This is a genomic window from Paenibacillus sp. GXUN7292, assembly GCF_050864975.1.
GTDB lineage: Bacteria > Bacillota > Bacilli > Paenibacillales > Paenibacillaceae > Pristimantibacillus.
Window position 1 is genome coordinate 103,709 of sequence record NZ_JBOZWO010000012.1, and the last position, 16,843, is coordinate 120,551.

A 16,843-nucleotide genomic window follows, 5' to 3' on the forward strand; every position below is an offset into this window, starting at 1 on the left:
GCACGAACGAAGTGAACTGCCAAAAGCAGACGATCATTAGAAAATTAAACACATCATAAAGCACGTATATGATCGGCAATATCCAATCCAACTGCCATGATACGCCAAGAGCTGATACAAATACGAGCAAGGAAATTGCAGGAATAAGCCGCAAAATCAGTTTGTCCATTCGTACACGCGGACCGTATTTTTGGAAAATAAGCCCTGTCACAATCAGTGCCGCCGCCTGCGGCAAGTACATTTTGGAGAGCAGTGAGGAGTCGAAGCGAGATAGCAACAAAGCATCCGCCGCTGTGCGTCCGACTACCGAAGCTGACACTACGCAGAACAAGTAGGTGAACAGCATCCACACCTTGTGATACTCTATCCGGTCAAGTCCGTCTCCGCCCAGCCCCGACTTTATTTTCCCAATCATATTTCCCAGCATATTTTTGCCCCCGACTTGTCATTAGCTGCACGTGATCTTTACACATTTTTTACAAAGTATATCTGAATTTCTGTATGGCTTACAATAACTACTTCGAAAGTTTTTTTGGAACTCGTTGTTATGCTGAGTTGCTGCAGGATGCTAAAGTCAACAATTAACGTAAAACTGTCGGTGGCGTTTTTGTATTGTAGGGATTAAGGTGCTTTTCAAATAAGTTACTTTGTAGTAATGTTATTCTATAGTAAGTTATTTGAAAGGAGACTGGATATGTCAGCCTTGATGAAGGACAAAGGAAAAGCGAGTAAAGCTCGGTTGCTTGCAGTAGCTGTATCTGAGTTTGCCAGAAGGGGATATCATGACGTTAGAATCAGCGATATTGTTGCCGTAGCCGGTCTTACTCAGCCTGCATTCTATCTCTATTTTCCTAGCAAAGAAGCGATATTTTTAGAAATAACGGAAATCTTTCATAATCGTGTGAAGGCATTAGTTGATAGCAGTTTGCTTGAACCAGAAAGAGAGATAGGGGAAGTTAGCGAGAATATCAAAACAAATTTAAAAGTGCTTTTTGATTTTTTAGCGGCTGACCCCGAATTAACGAGAATTGGATTATTCATCGATCCTAACAGGACACAAGTTAAAGCGAGTATGGTTCAAATGATTACAAGGAATCTGGTCAAAGAACAGCAGGCGGGTTATTTTAGAAGCGACTTGGAAATGGAATTTGCAGCTGAATGTTTAGTAAGCATGATTGAACGGCTTGCGGATACACGGTTATTGCCGGGTTTAAGTGATGCGGATCGCTTGGCGGCCCAGGTCGCCGATTTATTGTTAAAAGGGATGATGAAGGAATGAGTGAATCTCATTTCAAAATTAACTATTTTATGAAAGGATGTAAGGAACTCATTATGATGAGGCTCATGCGATTCGTTTTCTTTAGTGCGCTGCTTTTTTTTACTGTTCTATTGGCTGGACATGAAGTTTATGCAAGCGAAGCGGATTATAATTGGATTGAAAACACAGACGGGACGGTCACGATTACGAAATATAAAGTGTACAAGAATAATAATCATGTGGTGGTTCCGGATCAACTGGGGGGTAAAATAGTATCAGCAATTGGAAATGAGGCTTTTTATAATGCTTATATTATTGGAGTAACGCTACCAGACACTGTTACTAGCATAGGGGAATGGGCTTTTGCACGATGCTACAATCTTCAAACGGTAACACTGCCAAGCGGATTAATTTCAATAGGCAACTATGCTTTTGATACCAATCAGATCAGTCATATTGATTTGCCTGATAGCTTGCAAGATATTGGTTTTTCGGCATTTAACAATAATAAACTAACAAGCTTGTCACTGCCTGACGGAATTAAAAGTATTGGTCAGTTTGCATTTTATAAAAATAACATTACTGCCATATCCATTCCGGATAGTATCACCAAATTAAACCAGTATGTATTTGGTTACAACCAATTAACTTCGATAACGATTCCGAAAAGCGTGACCCTAGTAGATGACTATGCATTTACGGGCAATCTGCAGTTATCAGAAGTAAGGGTTCTTTCAAGTAAAACCGCTTTGTACTTTGTACCCTTCCCGGATGTCGGATCCCAATTAACGATTTATGGACATGCACACTCGTCTGCTCAAATGCTTGTGCTATACAATTCGAAATACAAAGGCTATAATTTTGTGCCGTTTAAAAATCGTGTTGTTTACAATGGAAATGACGATACGGGTGGGAGCGTTCCCGTCGATAATAATTTGTATGAGAGATGGGAACGGGCAACGGTGTTAGGGAATACAGGATTGTTGACAAAGCCGGGATATCGTTTCGACGGATGGAATACGGCTTCTGATGGCAGCGGCGAAGATTACGCGGTTAATAGTAAAGTCAGCATCCAGGAAGAAGATCTCATCTTGTTTGCCAAATGGGTACCGGACAATGCTAAAACGCCCGCTGTTACCGACGCTTTTACCGCAGAAAATAGACAGAGCGCAAGCGGATTGGTCATCACGCCAGATCCGGCAGATCCCGTCGATGTGATGTACTATAAGATCAGCGCAATTGTTGGAGGAACGTTGTACAAGCATGATGGTACGACACAAGTCACGAATGGAGATTTTATAACCGTTGCGGAAGGTGGAGCCGGCTTAAAGTTTACACCTGAGGCCCGTGCAAACTCTGCCGCTGGCGATACGTTTTCTTTTCAAGTACAGGCTGCACCGAAGGCAGACGGGACGCTCCTAAGCAATCCAGTCACGGCCTCCATCCATGTAACCGAGGTGAATGATGCGCCGGTTGCAACTGATGATACGTTACCGAAAGTTATGAAAGGTGCAGGCAAAATCATTATTGAATTTGCAGATTTACTCATGAATGATTCCGCGGGTCCCGCTAACGAATCCTTTCAATCCTTAACCATTGTTTCTGTTGGGAACGCTGTTGGCGGAACCGTTGAAATCATAAACGGGCATATAGAGTTCGATCTGGATCCGGCATTTGTCGGGACAGCAAAGTTTTCTTATACCGTACAGGATGATGGCAAGACAGACGGAGTCGACGACTTTAAGACCGCTGATGCGGCAGTCAGCTTTGAGGTGGAAGATAAAGCTGCTATACCGCTAGCCAATCCAGCGGGTGGTGCAGTTATATCCGGCACGAAGATCACCTTAACATCGGCGACAGAAGGAGCGTTGATCTACTACACCACGGATGGCACTACGCCAACGAACGCTAGTACACTGTATACGGGACCGATTGAAATCACGGGTACGATGACGCTCAAGGCTGTGGCCACGAAACTGTGGATGCTCGACAGTGAAGTGCTGACGGAGCAGTACACGATCTTGCCTCTGGAGCAGGTCGTCAAGCCGCTAGCCACCCCAGCGAGCGGTGCAGTTTTATCCGGCACGAAGGTTACCTTGACGTCAGCGACGGACGGAGCCGTGATCTACTACACCACGGATGGCACTGCGCCCACAAGCGCTAGCACGCTGTATAAGGGACCAATTGAAATCACGGATGGAATGATGCTCAAGGCCATAGCCGCGAAGCCGGGTATGCGCGACAGCGAAGTGCTGACGGAGCAATATACGCTCTTGCCTCTGGAACAAGTGGCCAAACCACTAGCCAATCCAGCGAGCAGTGCAGTTGTATCCGGCACGAAGGTCTCCTTGACATCAACGACGGACGGAGCCGTGATCTACTACACCACGGACGGCACTACGCCAACGAGCGCCAGCACGTCGTATACAGGACCGATTGAAATTACGGGTGCGATGACGCTCAGGGCTATGGCTGTGAAACCGGGTATGCTCGACAGCGAAGTGCTGACGGAGCAGTACACGCTCTTGCCTTTGGAGCAGGTCGTCAAGCCGCTAGCCACCCCAGCGGGCGGAGAGGTTGTATCTGGAACGAAGGTCACCTTAACGTCGACGACAGATGGCGCAGTAATCTACTACACTACAGATGGCACTACGCCAACAAGTGCTAGTACGCTGTATACGGGAGCGATTGAAATCACGAGCGCAATGACGCTCAAGGCTATAGCCGCGAAGCCGGGTATGCTTGACAGCGAAGTGCTGACGGAGCAATATACGATCTTGCCTTTGGAACAAGTGGCCAAACCGCTAGCTAATCCAGCAGGCGGAGCGGTTGCATCTGGAACGGAGGTCACCTTAACGTCGTCAACAGAAGGCGCAATGATCTATTACACCACGGATGGCACTATACCAACGAGCGCTAGCACGCTGTATACGAAAGCGATCGAAATTACGGGTGCGATGATGCTCAAGGCTGTGGCTGTGAAATCGGGTATGCTCGACAGCGAAGTGCTGACGGAGCAGTACACAGTTGTACCGATAGCGGCTCCCACGATCCAGACTGTAACAGCGGGCGATGGTTTTGTGACATTGAATTGGACGGCTGTGGCAGCAACAGATACTGTAACCTACACGGTGTACAAAGTTGCAGGATCAGCTGCTCCGATAAATCCGAACGAGTGGGTTCCTGTTCAAACGAATGTAATGGGGACAACGTTCACCGCCACTGGCTTAACGAACGGAACGAGCTATACGTTTGCGGTTAAGGCTTTCGTTGCAGGAAACGACAGTGACTTCTCCAATGTGGCAACAGCGACCCCGCGAACATCTGGGGGGAACGGTGGTTCTGGTGGTGGAGGTGGCAGGGGTGCTAGCACCTCCATCCATGTGACTTCAACTAACGGCATTATCGCCATTCCAGTTGGAAGCTCCGGAAAAGTTAGTCTGGACGGCGAGATCATAATTGATATCCCTGACGGGGCAGCAGAACAAGAACTGCGCATTACGATTGAAAAGCTGAGCGACACGTCCGACCTTTTGACAGACCAGGAAACATTCCGGAGCCACGTATATGAGGTCTTGAAAAATTTCAGCGGCAACTTCAAGAAGCCGGTCACACTTTCCATCAAGTTCGATCCAACCAAAGTCGGTAAAAACGACAAAGTCGCCATCTTCTACTATGACGAAGACAAGAAAACGTGGATGGAAGTGGGCGGCACGGTTGACGGCGAATGGATCACGGCTGAGGTTGACCATTTTACTAAGTTTGCCGTTCTGACGGTTGCTGAGAATAAGGATGGTGACGGAGAAACACCGAAACAGCCCTCTCCATCATTCACAGATATTGCTGGTCACTGGGGTGAGAACTTCATCATTCGCGCGGTAGCTCAAAAACTGGTGAGCGGTTATCCGGACGGTGCTTTCAAACCGAACAACCCGGTTACCCGTGCTGAATTTACGGTCATGTTGGCAGGAGTGCTGAAACTGGACGGAACGGGTACGGCGCTTCCCTTCAAGGACCGGGATAAGATCGGCGCCTGGGCCAAACGAGCGGTTGCACTCGCTGTACAGGAAGAGATCGTCAGTGGGTACGAGGACGGCAGCTTCCGGCCGGATGCGCGGATTACCCGCACGGAGATGGCGTTGATGATTGCCAAAGCGCTAAAGCTGTCTCTTGAGTACGATGTGCCAACCGGCTTCGCCGATAACAGAGACATTCCGAAATGGGCGAAAGGCGCAGTGGAAGCGATTCGCAAGCTTGGCATTGTCAGCGGCCGAGGAAACAACTATTTCACACCAAACGATACGGCTACGCGGGCGGAAGCGGTCGTCATGCTGCTCAGAATGTTGGAATACAAAGATAATCGATAGGTTCCCCCTTTTTTGTCGTTATTTCAGAAAGAAACGAGGTAATTTATGCGGGGAATGGCAAAGGGGCAGACGCTTCTCAAGTCGACACATGCGGAGTGCTGTGTGTCGCTTGTAAGAGAATAGCATTCAAGAGCCGCATTTACCTGCTTGAAAGCCCAAACGTTGCATGCGTTCGGGCTTTTATATTTGGAAGTGCAAGTCGAGTAAGCCAGATGAGAGGTTGAAGCCAACCGTTTTGGCGGAAGGGGCTATTCAAAAAAATTGCTTTTGGACAGTTGGGTCGAACTCACTCGATGTCAGCGACTTTACGCCTGTCTTTCATGTGGACTTGCTTCACTACGGTCGTAACAGTCTTTCATATCAAGCAGATGAATGATGATCGTTGTCCCTTTGCCCACTTCACTGTTCAATTGAAAACGAGCTCCTTTAATAAGTGAAAGCTTTCTAAACGGATTTGTGAAGCCCAATCGCTCATTTCGACCGCGCATTAGCTCTTGCTGCTTTTCTAGAGGAATCCCGACACCGTTATCCTCTATCGTGATTTTGATATGCTGCTGTTCCCGCTCAATAATAAGACGCAGCGTTCCACCTTTTTGATTTTTGATTATTCCGTGAGTAACAGCATTTTCCACTAGCGGCTGCAGTGTCATTGCTGGGATATAGGTTTTAATCGTCTCGTCGATATTATATTCGATATGAAGCCTTTCTTGGAAGCGCAATTGCTCTATCGCTAAGTAAGCCATCACCAATTGTAATTCTTCCTGCAAAGGGACGAGTGAGCGCTGCTTCTGGTAATCCAGCTTTCCTCGAAAATAGGTAGAAAGATGTTCTAATGCAGTTTGGGTTTTTTTCTGGTCAGACAAACTTAGCGCAATAATCGCATTAAGTGTGTTGTATAAAAAATGCGGTGTAATCTGAGCGTAAAAGTAGCTGAGTTCATGCTCCACAGCATCTTGCGCTGACTTTTTCATTAATAATAAGGACTCGATTCGCATCTCTAATTCCTTTAAATTAACAGGCTTTTGCAAGTAATCATTGGCTCCTAATTGAAAGGATACAACTAAGTCAGACAATTGTCCCGCTGCTGTTAATATGATGACAGGCAAATCTACTAAGTCTTGCTTCTGTCTGACCATTTTGCAAACCTCATATCCCGTCATATGGGGCATCATTAAATCTAAAATTAATAGATCCACCTTTTCCGTTTCGATGATGTCGAGTGCTTCTTGTCCGCTGCCTACTGCAATTACACTATAATGAAGCGAATGAAGCAAATTAATAAGCACCTTCAAGTTGGCAGGCTCGTCATCTACAACTAATATCGTATACGGTTTTGATCCTTTCACTTTTGTTGGCAGAATAACCTGCGACTGCTTCATTTCCTGATTTTTTATTTGGTCAGATGTAACTTGTTCGTTCATTTCGTGATTGTTTATTACATTATGCTGCAATAGCTGCTGATTAGTAGCCAGCGGGATCGTGAAGGTGAAGCATGAGCCTTTACCTATTTCAGAAGTTACCCAAATACGCCCGCCTGCACTCTCCACAATTTTCTTGGTAATGCTTAATCCCAGACCAAGTCCTTCTGAATTTCTAGTCCGGCTGCTTTCAACTTGATAAAAGGTAGTAAATATGAGTTCTTGGTAATCTGGAGCAATACCCGGACCCGTATCCTCAACCGATATGTGCATCTGTTCCTCTATGATTTGAGCTGAGATCGTGATCGTTCCCTGCTTGGTGAATTTAATCGCATTGTAGATCAGATTGAAAAAAACTTGCTTTAGCTTTTGCTCATCGGTGTAGACAAGCGGCAAATTTTTGGGGATCGTATTAATCAATTGAACAGGCAGAGTGGGCGGCATAACATAGGCAATTTCAGCGAGCACTTCCTCAATAATTTGAATTTCGATCGGTCTGGATGTAAAAGACACCTCACCTTGCTTTATTTTTGAAATAAATGTAAGATCCTTAACCAAACCTGCCAATCTTGCACTAACCGAGTGTATCAAAATAACACTTTCTTGCTGTTTTCTTTTTAAAGGCCCCTCTACACCTTCCAGCAGAGATTGAGAAAGATTCATAATACCGTGGAGCGGAGTGCCGAGCTCGTGTGATGTTTTGACTAGAAAATCATCCTTCATGCGGTCAAATTCAAGCAATTCATTAGACAGTTCCTCTACTTTATTATATGCCTGCTGTGAACGGTGACTCATTAGCAGCGCCAAGCTCATTACCATAATTAAAAATAAAAGAAGTGACGGCACTTCGATATCCACTTCAAAAAACAGGACAATTGCAAGCAGAATACCATAAACAGCAAAAGCAAAAACAACGACCAGTACATAGTCCGATTCATCTGTTTTTTGTTTATAGGCTTTTAGAAGCATAATAAAAATATACACATAACTAATAGCGGTAGTCCCTGAAATAATGAGTTGAGTGAACGGAAGCGGAACCTTTGCCATTAGATCAATGGTCATGTTCAATACACATATTGCCAAGACTTGAAATCCTAAGATTGCACTTAATGCAGTGACGATCTTTTTGCTGGCAGACATGTTGAAGAAATGATAAACAAATAGCAGGAAAAATAATACGAAAAGCGTAAGTGAAACGGCTTGAATGACTAGTTGTGAGGCTGGGCTTAGCTCCGGAAATAGCAAGTAGCTCCATCTTTCATTTATCGCAGATATATGTACAGCTTGCGCTAAACTGAATAGACTGAAATAGAGCTCATACCGGAATTTCCGTTTGTGTTGCAAATATATCGTAAAGTATATAAATGAAAACAGAAAATAGCCGGAAATAAGAAAGGCTTCAATGAATTTTTCACGGCTTTGTTTTGCTAATATTTGATCGGCTGGACCGAATTGGAGCGAACTGACAATCCCGCCGACAGCATAGTCATAATTGGCAACTAGTATAACAAGTTCTATTTGTTTTTCACTACTGTTTCCAAGAACGACATATTTTTTGAAATCAAAGCGATATTCTTCGGTGCTTTTTGAAGGAACGCCTGCTGAGCCAAGCTCCTCCCCGTTAATATACACTTTACTGGCATTTCGAATCGTATTCAGCTTTATTCCGTAAAGGTCATCCTCCGGCACATGAATAAGCAAGCGATACGTACCTGTCCCATAAGGAGTAGCGCTCTCAGCTCTATGGCGATCCCACGCTGCAGGTACTGGTATGGATTGGCGTTTGTTCTTATAACGTTCAAAGATATCCTCATCCGGGCTTGGCACAATTAATTCATCAGGATAGAAGCTCCATTCTCCATCAAGCGCAATCGTTTTTTCATCTTGCCAATCCCAATGCTGTAATGAAAGAACACCATTTTTCGCCACGAATGTATTGGAGTTGAATACACGAAAGGAGTGAAGGACAAAGTAAGTTGTTAAAAGAGTGATAGCGATCATAATTAGAGTGAGCGTTTTTCTATTTTTCACAAAACCGATTCCTTTCAATATGAGAGCTTCACCTATTTTGACCATTCAAACAGGCGGCAGCGATCTTATTCTACTATATTTTACTAGCATCATCGCGTTTAATCCATGATACAGATTATTAATATAAATATGCATCAACGTTAACATATGAAGGCGATAGAGTATATGAAAAACAGATTAAAAAGGAGAAGGGTTAGAAAAAGAACAGCGTGTATTTAATCTTTCATTATTCTTTCATTGGCCCATGTTATGATGTCGCTGAAAAATAGGCGGCATTATAGCACTAGGAGGAGAATTATGAATCAGTGGAAAAAACAAGGTGTTTTGGTTTTAGTCATTTGTATGTTGTTATCCGTACCTTACCCGGGATGGTTATCGTCAGTAGGGACCGTACATGCAGCGGTTAGTTTTGTGGGCGGTGATGGTTCGGAGGATGAACCGTTTCAGATTACGACAGCAGAACAATTAAACGAGATAAGAAATCATCCGACAAGTCATTTTGTTCTAATTAATGATATTGATTTAAGTACTGATGCTTCAACGATCGCATGGGAGCCAATCATTAATTTTTCAGGCAGCTTGGATGGCAGAGGCAATACAATTAGCAATTTAATAATTGATAAAAGTTCGAACAATGTGGGTTTGTTTGCTAATGTACTCACTGAAGGACGTATCGAAAATTTGGTCATTGTTGCAGTTGAAGTCAGGGGCTTGGATTATGTGGGTATACTCGTTGGAAGTCATATGGGTCTAATAAATAATGTTAGTGTGTCGGGAGCGGTGTATGGGGATAATTATGTCGGCGGTTTAATAGGTGATTCTGATAAAAGCAACATTTCCAACAGCATTGCAGCAGGGTCAGTCCTAGGAGAGGGCGACTATGTTGGCGGTTTAATTGGGCATGCTCTGGAAAGTATCGTATCACACAACTCTGCATCAGGCCTGGTCGTAAGTAAGGGTGGTTATGTCGGCGGGTTGGTCGGAGAATCACGAGACAGTGAAATTTCTGATAGTTTTGCAGTAGGTGATGTGAAGGCGAACTTGCGTTATATCGGTGGTTTAATTGGCCGCAATAGGGGGGGAGATGTCACTAATAGTTATGCGAAGGGAGCAGTTGTCGGTGACTTTGGACCTGTAGCAGGTAACTTTGGGTATGTCGGCGGCTTGATTGGTCGTAATTCAGACGGGGATGAAGTGAAAGACAGCTTTGCCACAGGTAATGTAACAGCTAATAGTGATTATATTGGCGGTTTAATCGGTTATGCTGTGGGAAGTGTTGCGAATAGTTATGCGACAGGTCATGTTAATGGTGAACAGTACGTAGGAGGCTTGATCGGTGATTTTAGAAATGGTGATATTTCAAATAGCTTTGCAGAGGGAACTGTTACTGGTGGGAACTATGTAGGAGGTCTCGCAGGATTAATTATGGAAGGAAACACCTCAAATAGTTCTGCATCAGGAGATGTTCAGGGCGATAAAAATGTCGGCGGTTTGGTTGGCGAATATAAAACAGGCACGATGACTGAAAGCTACGCAATGGGGAGTGTCACTGCCAATCGTAATGAAGGGGGTCTCGTGGGCAGCTTCCAAAATGGTGACGTTTCCCTAAGTTATGCGACAGGCGAAGTAAGTGGTCTTAAAAACACGGGTGGCTTGATCGGTGAATTGGTAAAGAGCCACGTCATCTCCAGCTATTCTACAGGGAATGTCACAGGTAGTGTAGATGCAGGTGGTTTAATCGGAGGAAACAGGGACGGTGACCTATCTTTTTCTTTTGCAACCGGGACTGTGGCTGGTTGTGATGATATCGGAGGTTTAGTGGGTGACACTGATGACGGAAAAGTGTCCAATAGTTACGCCACAGGTAATGTAACAGGTATATGCAATCCAGGCTCTAATTCAATCGGGGGTCTTGTTGGGGATAATAGATCTGGAACAATTGAAAATAGTTTTGCGATAGGATCAATAATAGGAAATATATCTGATGTAGGCGGCTTAGTAGGTGATGGCAGCTCTGGAATCATCACGAACAGTTATTATGATATGGATTTATCAGGGCAATCCGATAACAAGGGTCAAGGATTAACTTCTGAACAAATGAAAAATATTGCAAACTATGATGGCTGGTACTTCGATACCATATGGAACATGGATCAGCATCATTATGGATATCCTTATTTAGCAGGAATGCAAGCCTTCTTAACTTACATGGGGAATGATTCAAACGATGGTAGCGGGATGTATGTAAGCAAGTCTTATAGGATCGGCTCGTCTGTAACTATAGAGGATTTCAATTGGACGAGGACAGGACATCTCTTCCAAGGGTGGAATACAGAGTCTGATGGCAGTGGTATGCCATATGAGATCGGTGATGAGAGACCATTGAATAGTAATCTGCTGCTGTATGCGACTTGGAAGCGAGTGAGCAGTGGTTCTGGATCATGGCAGTCTGACAACGCCAATCTTGCTAATTTGATCGTTACTATAGGGGGTGGGGAGCTCGCATTATCGCCACAATTTTCGGCAGAGAAAACTAGTTATCAGGCTGAAACAATGTCTAGTGAAGCAATAATTAAAGCGACTCCTTCTAGTGCATGGGCTACGGTTACCTTGGAAGGCGAAAGGTTAAATGGAGAGAAAACAGTTGTTCTCGCAGAAGGCGACAATGTGTTCGAGATTGTCGTGAAAGCAGAGAACGGCACGCTTAAGACATATAGTCTGACGATTCATCGTGTAGTGGACAGTGAGGGTACTCCAACAACACCGGAAGCTCCAGGATGCACATTTTCTGACGTGACGGGTCACTGGGCAAAGTCATTCATATGTGAAGCCTTCGAGCGAGGAATTGTAAATGGTTATACGGAAACGAGGTTTAGTCCGCAAAGCGGCATCACACGAGTCGAGTTCGCAGCGATCTTGCTCCGAACATTGGGTATGACTTCATCAGCCTCCTCATTGTCCGGGCATGGCTTTGTTGACCAGGATCAAATTCCCGCTTGGGCGACATCTACAGTTCATATTGCGGTAGAGAAGGGCCTATTACAAGGATACCCGGATCATTCGCTTCGACCGTTGGATAATGTGAGTCGAGCAGAGATGGCGGCGATGATAGGGAGAGCAATGAAGTGGGGGAACTTACTAGGAAACACAACCTTCCACGATGATGCCGATATACCGCATTGGGCTAAAGGGTATATCCAAGAAGCTGTTGCGAGAGGTTTATTGAATGGGCGCGGCGACAATCGATTTAGTCCGTTAGAGTCGACGACTAGAGCGGAAGCAGCTGTGCTACTGCTAAGATTATGGTATGTTCTTAAGTTAAATAGCGAATCTGGCAATTAAAAATGTAAATGTGAGGAAGTGTGCCCCGATTTTATGAGGATCGGGGCTTTGAAATTGGCATTCTCAAGCTAATATTACAATTGGGATTATATACCTGTTTGGACGATGACAGATAGATTTGGAGTTGCATGGGGTGGGGGTTGGGAACCTTTAACTCACACATCAAAATATGCATACACAGCGGTTGCAGAAAGTGCACGAGGAGTTGTAAGTGCTACTAGCGGAGGGGTAACTCAAACTGGTTATAACAACTTTAATCCTGCTGCAGGAATAGGTTGGGCAGTTGATCTCACTCTGAATTTTCGAAAAATGGGAATGTATATTCTACTACTAGACATAAGAGATGGGGAAAAGTAAACGCTCAGAAAAAGCACAATGGTTCAGGGGAACAGGATATAAATAGTGCGGTAGCTAATTATTTTCATAGACAGGCTGCATGTGTTGGATCGATTTCACAGCAACAGGTGGCACTCCAAAAGTAGGTATTTCGTGATCATTATCACATGATAAGTTGGCGGACAAGGGAACGAATATACGTTGGAAACACTCAGATAATCCAAGCTAAACCTTCAATAAGTATTATAACTAGCACAGACTATTTATTAACTGCCCTTGATCGATATTCCCCGATCAAGGGCAGTTCCATTTCACCTGGAAATAGTATTGTTAAAACTATATCCTAGCTGGAGTTATAATATGCTTCTATATGGTAAACAGGCTATAGTAGTATTACCCAACTCAAAATGTACCAAAGTTTGAAATTTTAAAATAATGATTGATAATTTGTTATTCAGAGGCTAACATGAACAGAACTTACCGGCAGATGTTCAGTCGTGAACTATGGAGATTCATAGAAATAATAACGAATAAAAATGCTTAAGCGAAAACCCGAAACCTGTTATCTCTAACGAGTTGTTTTATGTTGGACATTTGATGTGATAAAAAACCGCTCTTTGCTGCTCTTATGGTGATTTGGCATGCAGATTATGGTCGAATTTATTATTATGATGAAGAAAGCGAACGAGCGTATAAGAAGAACTGGGGGGGGGAGCGAACGAATGGGCAAAAGAAAAGGTAGAGAACAGCATAGTGAAGAGGGAAAAAAGATAGAGATATTCTCCTTTGATGATGACGAGGAAGAAGTATTTATTGATTATGTCTGCGTAGATTGTGGTTGCTTAGATCCTGTGCCTGACTTCATTGTAGGAGAGTGTTCTTATGGGTTAGAACCGGGGGAGAGCCCTGTGTTTGTCTGTCCGGAATGTAACGGAGACTTGGTGAGAAAGGGAAAGCCGTCTGAAGAGTAACCGTCGGCTAGCAAGTTAGGTCACCGATAGGTGATTTTGTTTTTCCGATAAGAGGCAAGGAAGGGGCTTGTTTTTCAAGCCTTTTGGGATTCAAACGGTACTGCTTCGGACTCACCCCATAATACGCGCTGAAATGCTGGGTGAACGGATCGAAGGTCAGATAGCCGAGTTTATCAGTGATCGCGGTCACGGCGAGATTGCTCTCCCGCAGAAGTTGAGAGGCTCGTTTCATCAGCAACTTATGTTGGTATGACTTTGGCGTCATACCTGTTTCACGAAGGAACAGCTCATGAAAATAGGATCTTTTCAGGCCCGCAAAATTTGCAACATGTTTCCACTGGATCACGTCTCTCTGGAAATGAGTCTAGTTGGGCAAGAAGACTACTTTCACCAAATAAGTCAGCGTTACCTGCTCCTACCGAACATTATTGAGATGTAAAGTGTGTATACTATGACCAATCACCTGCAAAGGGGGGAACTGGATTGTCTAAACAGCAAGGGCATGGTGTCCAAAATACAACAACTCGAACGTCGGACAAAAAAGGCAAAAAAAGCGGGAAAAAATAGTTGGGTTTAAGCTTAAAGTCGTCTCTCAAAAGCAGCTGTTTGTTAGCTGCTTGGGATGGCTTTTCGTTTTTTTGACGGAACAAGCAGCCAAAATGACCAGTTCCACCGTAAAGTTCAGAATCCCATCAAGTTCCTGCATTTCATACAACAATTTCGTCTTCTCGTATGTTGTTAATAATATCAACTTGTATTAGCAGTGGGGCAGTCTCCTACCAGTGTGTAGACATATTGAACTCATTAAAATGAGTAAGGGTTGAATGATTGAAAGACACCTGCTGCAGGTCGGCGGAATGTTATGAGACGTGAGTACAGCAGGTAATCCTTGATGGAACCAGCAAACCGGCCATCCATTGTTGAAGTTGCGTTTCTATAAATACTTGATGCATCTTTTCGAGCAGTTGCCGCATGAAGAAGAGCTAGCAACAGCATACTTGAAGTCCGCTCCCATCGCTAGTCGGGGGCTATTTGATGTTCACATCGCCGGGTCAGTATCCGCGCCTCAAAAACCTATTTTCCTCAAATAATAAAGACTTCCGCAAAAAATAAAGATTAAAAAAGAGCAAAAATCGTTTACGGATAAAATTGTAGCGATTTCGCGGCTCCTTTGCCATGTGCTACCGTTAGGGCAACAAATGGTCATCACATGAAAGGAGCAATTCCCATGCGACATTCCGAAAGCCTGCACCCGCAGCCAGCCGAAGCTTCTTTGGCCGCAGCCGTCCCTAAACGGGGCCTAAAGAAGCATATCATTCGGGACAAATATTTGTACCTGATGCTTGTGCCAGTGGCCTTCTATTTTCTGCTATTCAAGTATGCGCCCCTCTATGGGGAAATCATTGCCTTCAAGAACTACCGTCTGACGGATGGCATCTGGGGAAGCAGTTGGGCAGGGCTGGATCACTTCCGTCAGCTGTTTTCCAGCAAAGAGTTTTATGTTGTTATGCGTAATACGCTTCTGCTTAATCTGTACAATTTGGTATTTGCTTTCCCGGTACCTATTGTGCTGGCGATCCTTCTAAATGAAGTTCGCTGGAATGGATACAAGCGGTTGCTGCAAAATCTGCTCTACATCCCCCACTTTATATCCTGGGTGGTACTGGGCACCATCATTATTGCCATGTTGTCCCCGTCGACGGGTATTGTCAATACGATTCTGGGGTTGTTTGGCATGGAGCCTATCTATTTTATGGCGAGTCCGTTCTGGTGGCCGATATCCTTCGTAGGCTCCGGGATCTGGAAAGAGGCGGGCTTCGGCACCATCCTCTATATGGCCGCCATGGCGGGGATTGATCCTACTCTGTATGAAGCGGCCAAGATTGACGGAGCCAATAAGCTTCGGCAGATCTGGCATGTGACTTTGCCCGGGATTCGCAGCACCGCAGCGATTATTCTGATCCTTCAGGTGGGGCGAATCATGGATGTAGGCTTCGAGCAAGTATTTACGATGAAGAATCCTGCTGTTACCCAGGTGGCCGAAGTGATCAGCACTTTTGTGTATACTCGCGGCATTGAGAATCTCCAATACAGCTATACCACAGCTCTTGGTTTGTTCCAGTCGATTGTTGCATTGATCTTGATCGTCAGCGTGAACAAGCTAATTAAGATCATGGGCGAACGAGGGTTATGGTAGACCGATCAGAAAGAAAGGGGATGATTGTCACGTGAGGACAAAACATTTTAGCTCAGAGAGCCTTTTCCGTGGGTTCAACTACATCTTTTTGGCGTTATGCGCCGCTGCAACTGTATTTCCTTTCCTTAATATTATTGCGGTCTCCTTCAGCGACAGCAGAGCGATCTCGGCAGGGGAGGTATTCTTGTGGCCTATCGAATTTAATTGGGATGCTTACCGCAATCTGATTGACGACGGACAATTGGTCGTAGCTATGAAAAATACGGTTCTAATAACGGTTGTGGGCACTCTGCTGAATATGGTGTTTACCATTCTGGCTGCGTACCCGTTGTCCAAATCCAGACTTCGGGGTAGGAACATCATGCTGCAGGCCGTGCTGTTCACCATGTTATTCGGCGGCGGGATGATTCCTCATTTCTTGCTCGTCAACAGTCTGGGACTGGTAAATACCTATTGGGCGATCTGGTTACCCGCTTTGATTAGCGTCTATAACATGTTCGTCATGAAATCCTTCTTCGAGGGAATTCCTGCTGAACTGGAGGAGTCGGCATCTATCGATGGCGCTAATGAATGGGTGCTGCTGCTGAAGATTATTATCCCGTTGTCTATGCCGGTGATCGCGGCGCTGACCCTATTCTATGCCGTGGGCTGGTGGAACTCATACATGAATGTACTGATTTACATCCGAAGCACCGACAAGATGTCTTTGATGGTGAAGCTCTATCAGATGATTGACTTGGTCAGCCCCGAGATGCTACGGAGCGGGGAGGGGGTCACCGAACAGACCTTGACGCCGGAGGGGATCCGCGCGGCAGCTATTGTGTTTTCGATTATACCCATTCTGTGTGTATATCCCTTCTTGCAGAAGTATTTTGTAAAGGGAGTTTTGTTAGGCTCCGTCAAAGGTTGATATCGTAGACTGC

9 protein-coding genes are annotated in these 16,843 nt (G+C 44.8%); 7 read left to right on the top strand and 2 right to left on the bottom strand.

What is annotated here, in order from left to right; translation table 11 throughout:
* The first annotated feature begins 68 nt into the window (after positions 1–68).
* The 3 genes from ACRRU2_RS12355 (at position 69) to ACRRU2_RS12365 (ending at position 5,625) form a co-directional block, all read left to right on the top strand.
* A complete protein-coding gene (locus ACRRU2_RS12355) occupies positions 69–335 on the top strand; it encodes a hypothetical protein (RefSeq protein ID WP_432501993.1) in 267 nt (88 codons plus the stop codon).
* Between the two features lie 371 nt (positions 336–706).
* A complete protein-coding gene (locus tag ACRRU2_RS12360; RefSeq protein ID WP_331701142.1) occupies positions 707–1,279 on the top strand; it encodes a TetR/AcrR family transcriptional regulator in 573 nt (190 codons plus the stop codon).
* Positions 1,276–5,625: a chitobiase/beta-hexosaminidase C-terminal domain-containing protein gene (locus ACRRU2_RS12365; RefSeq protein ID WP_432501995.1), complete on the top strand. Its 4,350-nt coding sequence runs from the start codon at positions 1,276–1,278 to the stop codon at positions 5,623–5,625. The genes ACRRU2_RS12360 and ACRRU2_RS12365 overlap by 4 nt, the downstream gene beginning before the upstream one ends.
* Positions 5,626–5,930: 305 nt before the next feature.
* Here the strand turns inward: ACRRU2_RS12365 and ACRRU2_RS12370 are convergent, their stop codons facing one another.
* Entirely contained in the window at positions 5,931–9,074 is a 3,144-nt protein-coding gene (locus tag ACRRU2_RS12370) for an ATP-binding protein (RefSeq protein ID WP_432501997.1), read from the bottom strand.
* Between the two features lie 297 nt (positions 9,075–9,371).
* Between ACRRU2_RS12370 and ACRRU2_RS12375 the strand changes: the two genes are divergently transcribed.
* Together ACRRU2_RS12375 and ACRRU2_RS12380 are read left to right on the top strand one after the other, a co-directional pair.
* Positions 9,372–12,416: a GLUG motif-containing protein gene (locus tag ACRRU2_RS12375; RefSeq protein WP_432501999.1), complete on the top strand. Its 3,045-nt coding sequence runs from the start codon at positions 9,372–9,374 to the stop codon at positions 12,414–12,416.
* 1,058 nt (positions 12,417–13,474) lie between these two features.
* A complete protein-coding gene (locus tag ACRRU2_RS12380) occupies positions 13,475–13,723 on the top strand; it encodes a hypothetical protein (RefSeq protein ID WP_432502001.1) in 249 nt (82 codons plus the stop codon).
* A gap of 7 nt (positions 13,724–13,730) precedes the next feature.
* Here the strand turns inward: ACRRU2_RS12380 and ACRRU2_RS12385 are convergent, their stop codons facing one another.
* On the bottom strand, positions 13,731–14,069 hold the full coding sequence (locus tag ACRRU2_RS12385) for a helix-turn-helix transcriptional regulator (protein WP_432502003.1): 339 nt from the start codon (positions 14,067–14,069) through the stop codon (positions 13,731–13,733).
* An 882-nt stretch (positions 14,070–14,951) separates the two neighbouring features.
* On the opposite strand from ACRRU2_RS12385, the gene ACRRU2_RS12390 reads away from it, so the two are divergent.
* Positions 14,952–15,920, top strand: a complete 969-nt coding sequence (locus ACRRU2_RS12390) for an ABC transporter permease (RefSeq protein WP_432502005.1) — start codon at positions 14,952–14,954, stop codon at positions 15,918–15,920.
* 31 nt (positions 15,921–15,951) lie between these two features.
* Positions 15,952–16,830: a carbohydrate ABC transporter permease gene (locus ACRRU2_RS12395; protein ID WP_432502007.1), complete on the top strand. Its 879-nt coding sequence runs from the start codon at positions 15,952–15,954 to the stop codon at positions 16,828–16,830.
* Positions 16,831–16,843: the final 13 nt, after the last annotated feature.

Coding starts and splice junctions, on each gene's coding strand:
- ACRRU2_RS12390 (WP_432502005.1), top strand. CDS start 14,952: ATGCGACATTCCGAAAGCCTGCACCCGCAGCCAGCCGAAGCTTCTTTG.
- ACRRU2_RS12375 (WP_432501999.1), top strand. CDS start 9,372: ATGAATCAGTGGAAAAAACAAGGTGTTTTGGTTTTAGTCATTTGTATG.
- ACRRU2_RS12380 (WP_432502001.1), top strand. CDS start 13,475: ATGGGCAAAAGAAAAGGTAGAGAACAGCATAGTGAAGAGGGAAAAAAG.
- ACRRU2_RS12365 (WP_432501995.1), top strand. CDS start 1,276: ATGAGTGAATCTCATTTCAAAATTAACTATTTTATGAAAGGATGTAAG.
- ACRRU2_RS12360 (WP_331701142.1), top strand. CDS start 707: ATGAAGGACAAAGGAAAAGCGAGTAAAGCTCGGTTGCTTGCAGTAGCT.
- ACRRU2_RS12355 (WP_432501993.1), top strand. CDS start 69: ATGATCGGCAATATCCAATCCAACTGCCATGATACGCCAAGAGCTGAT.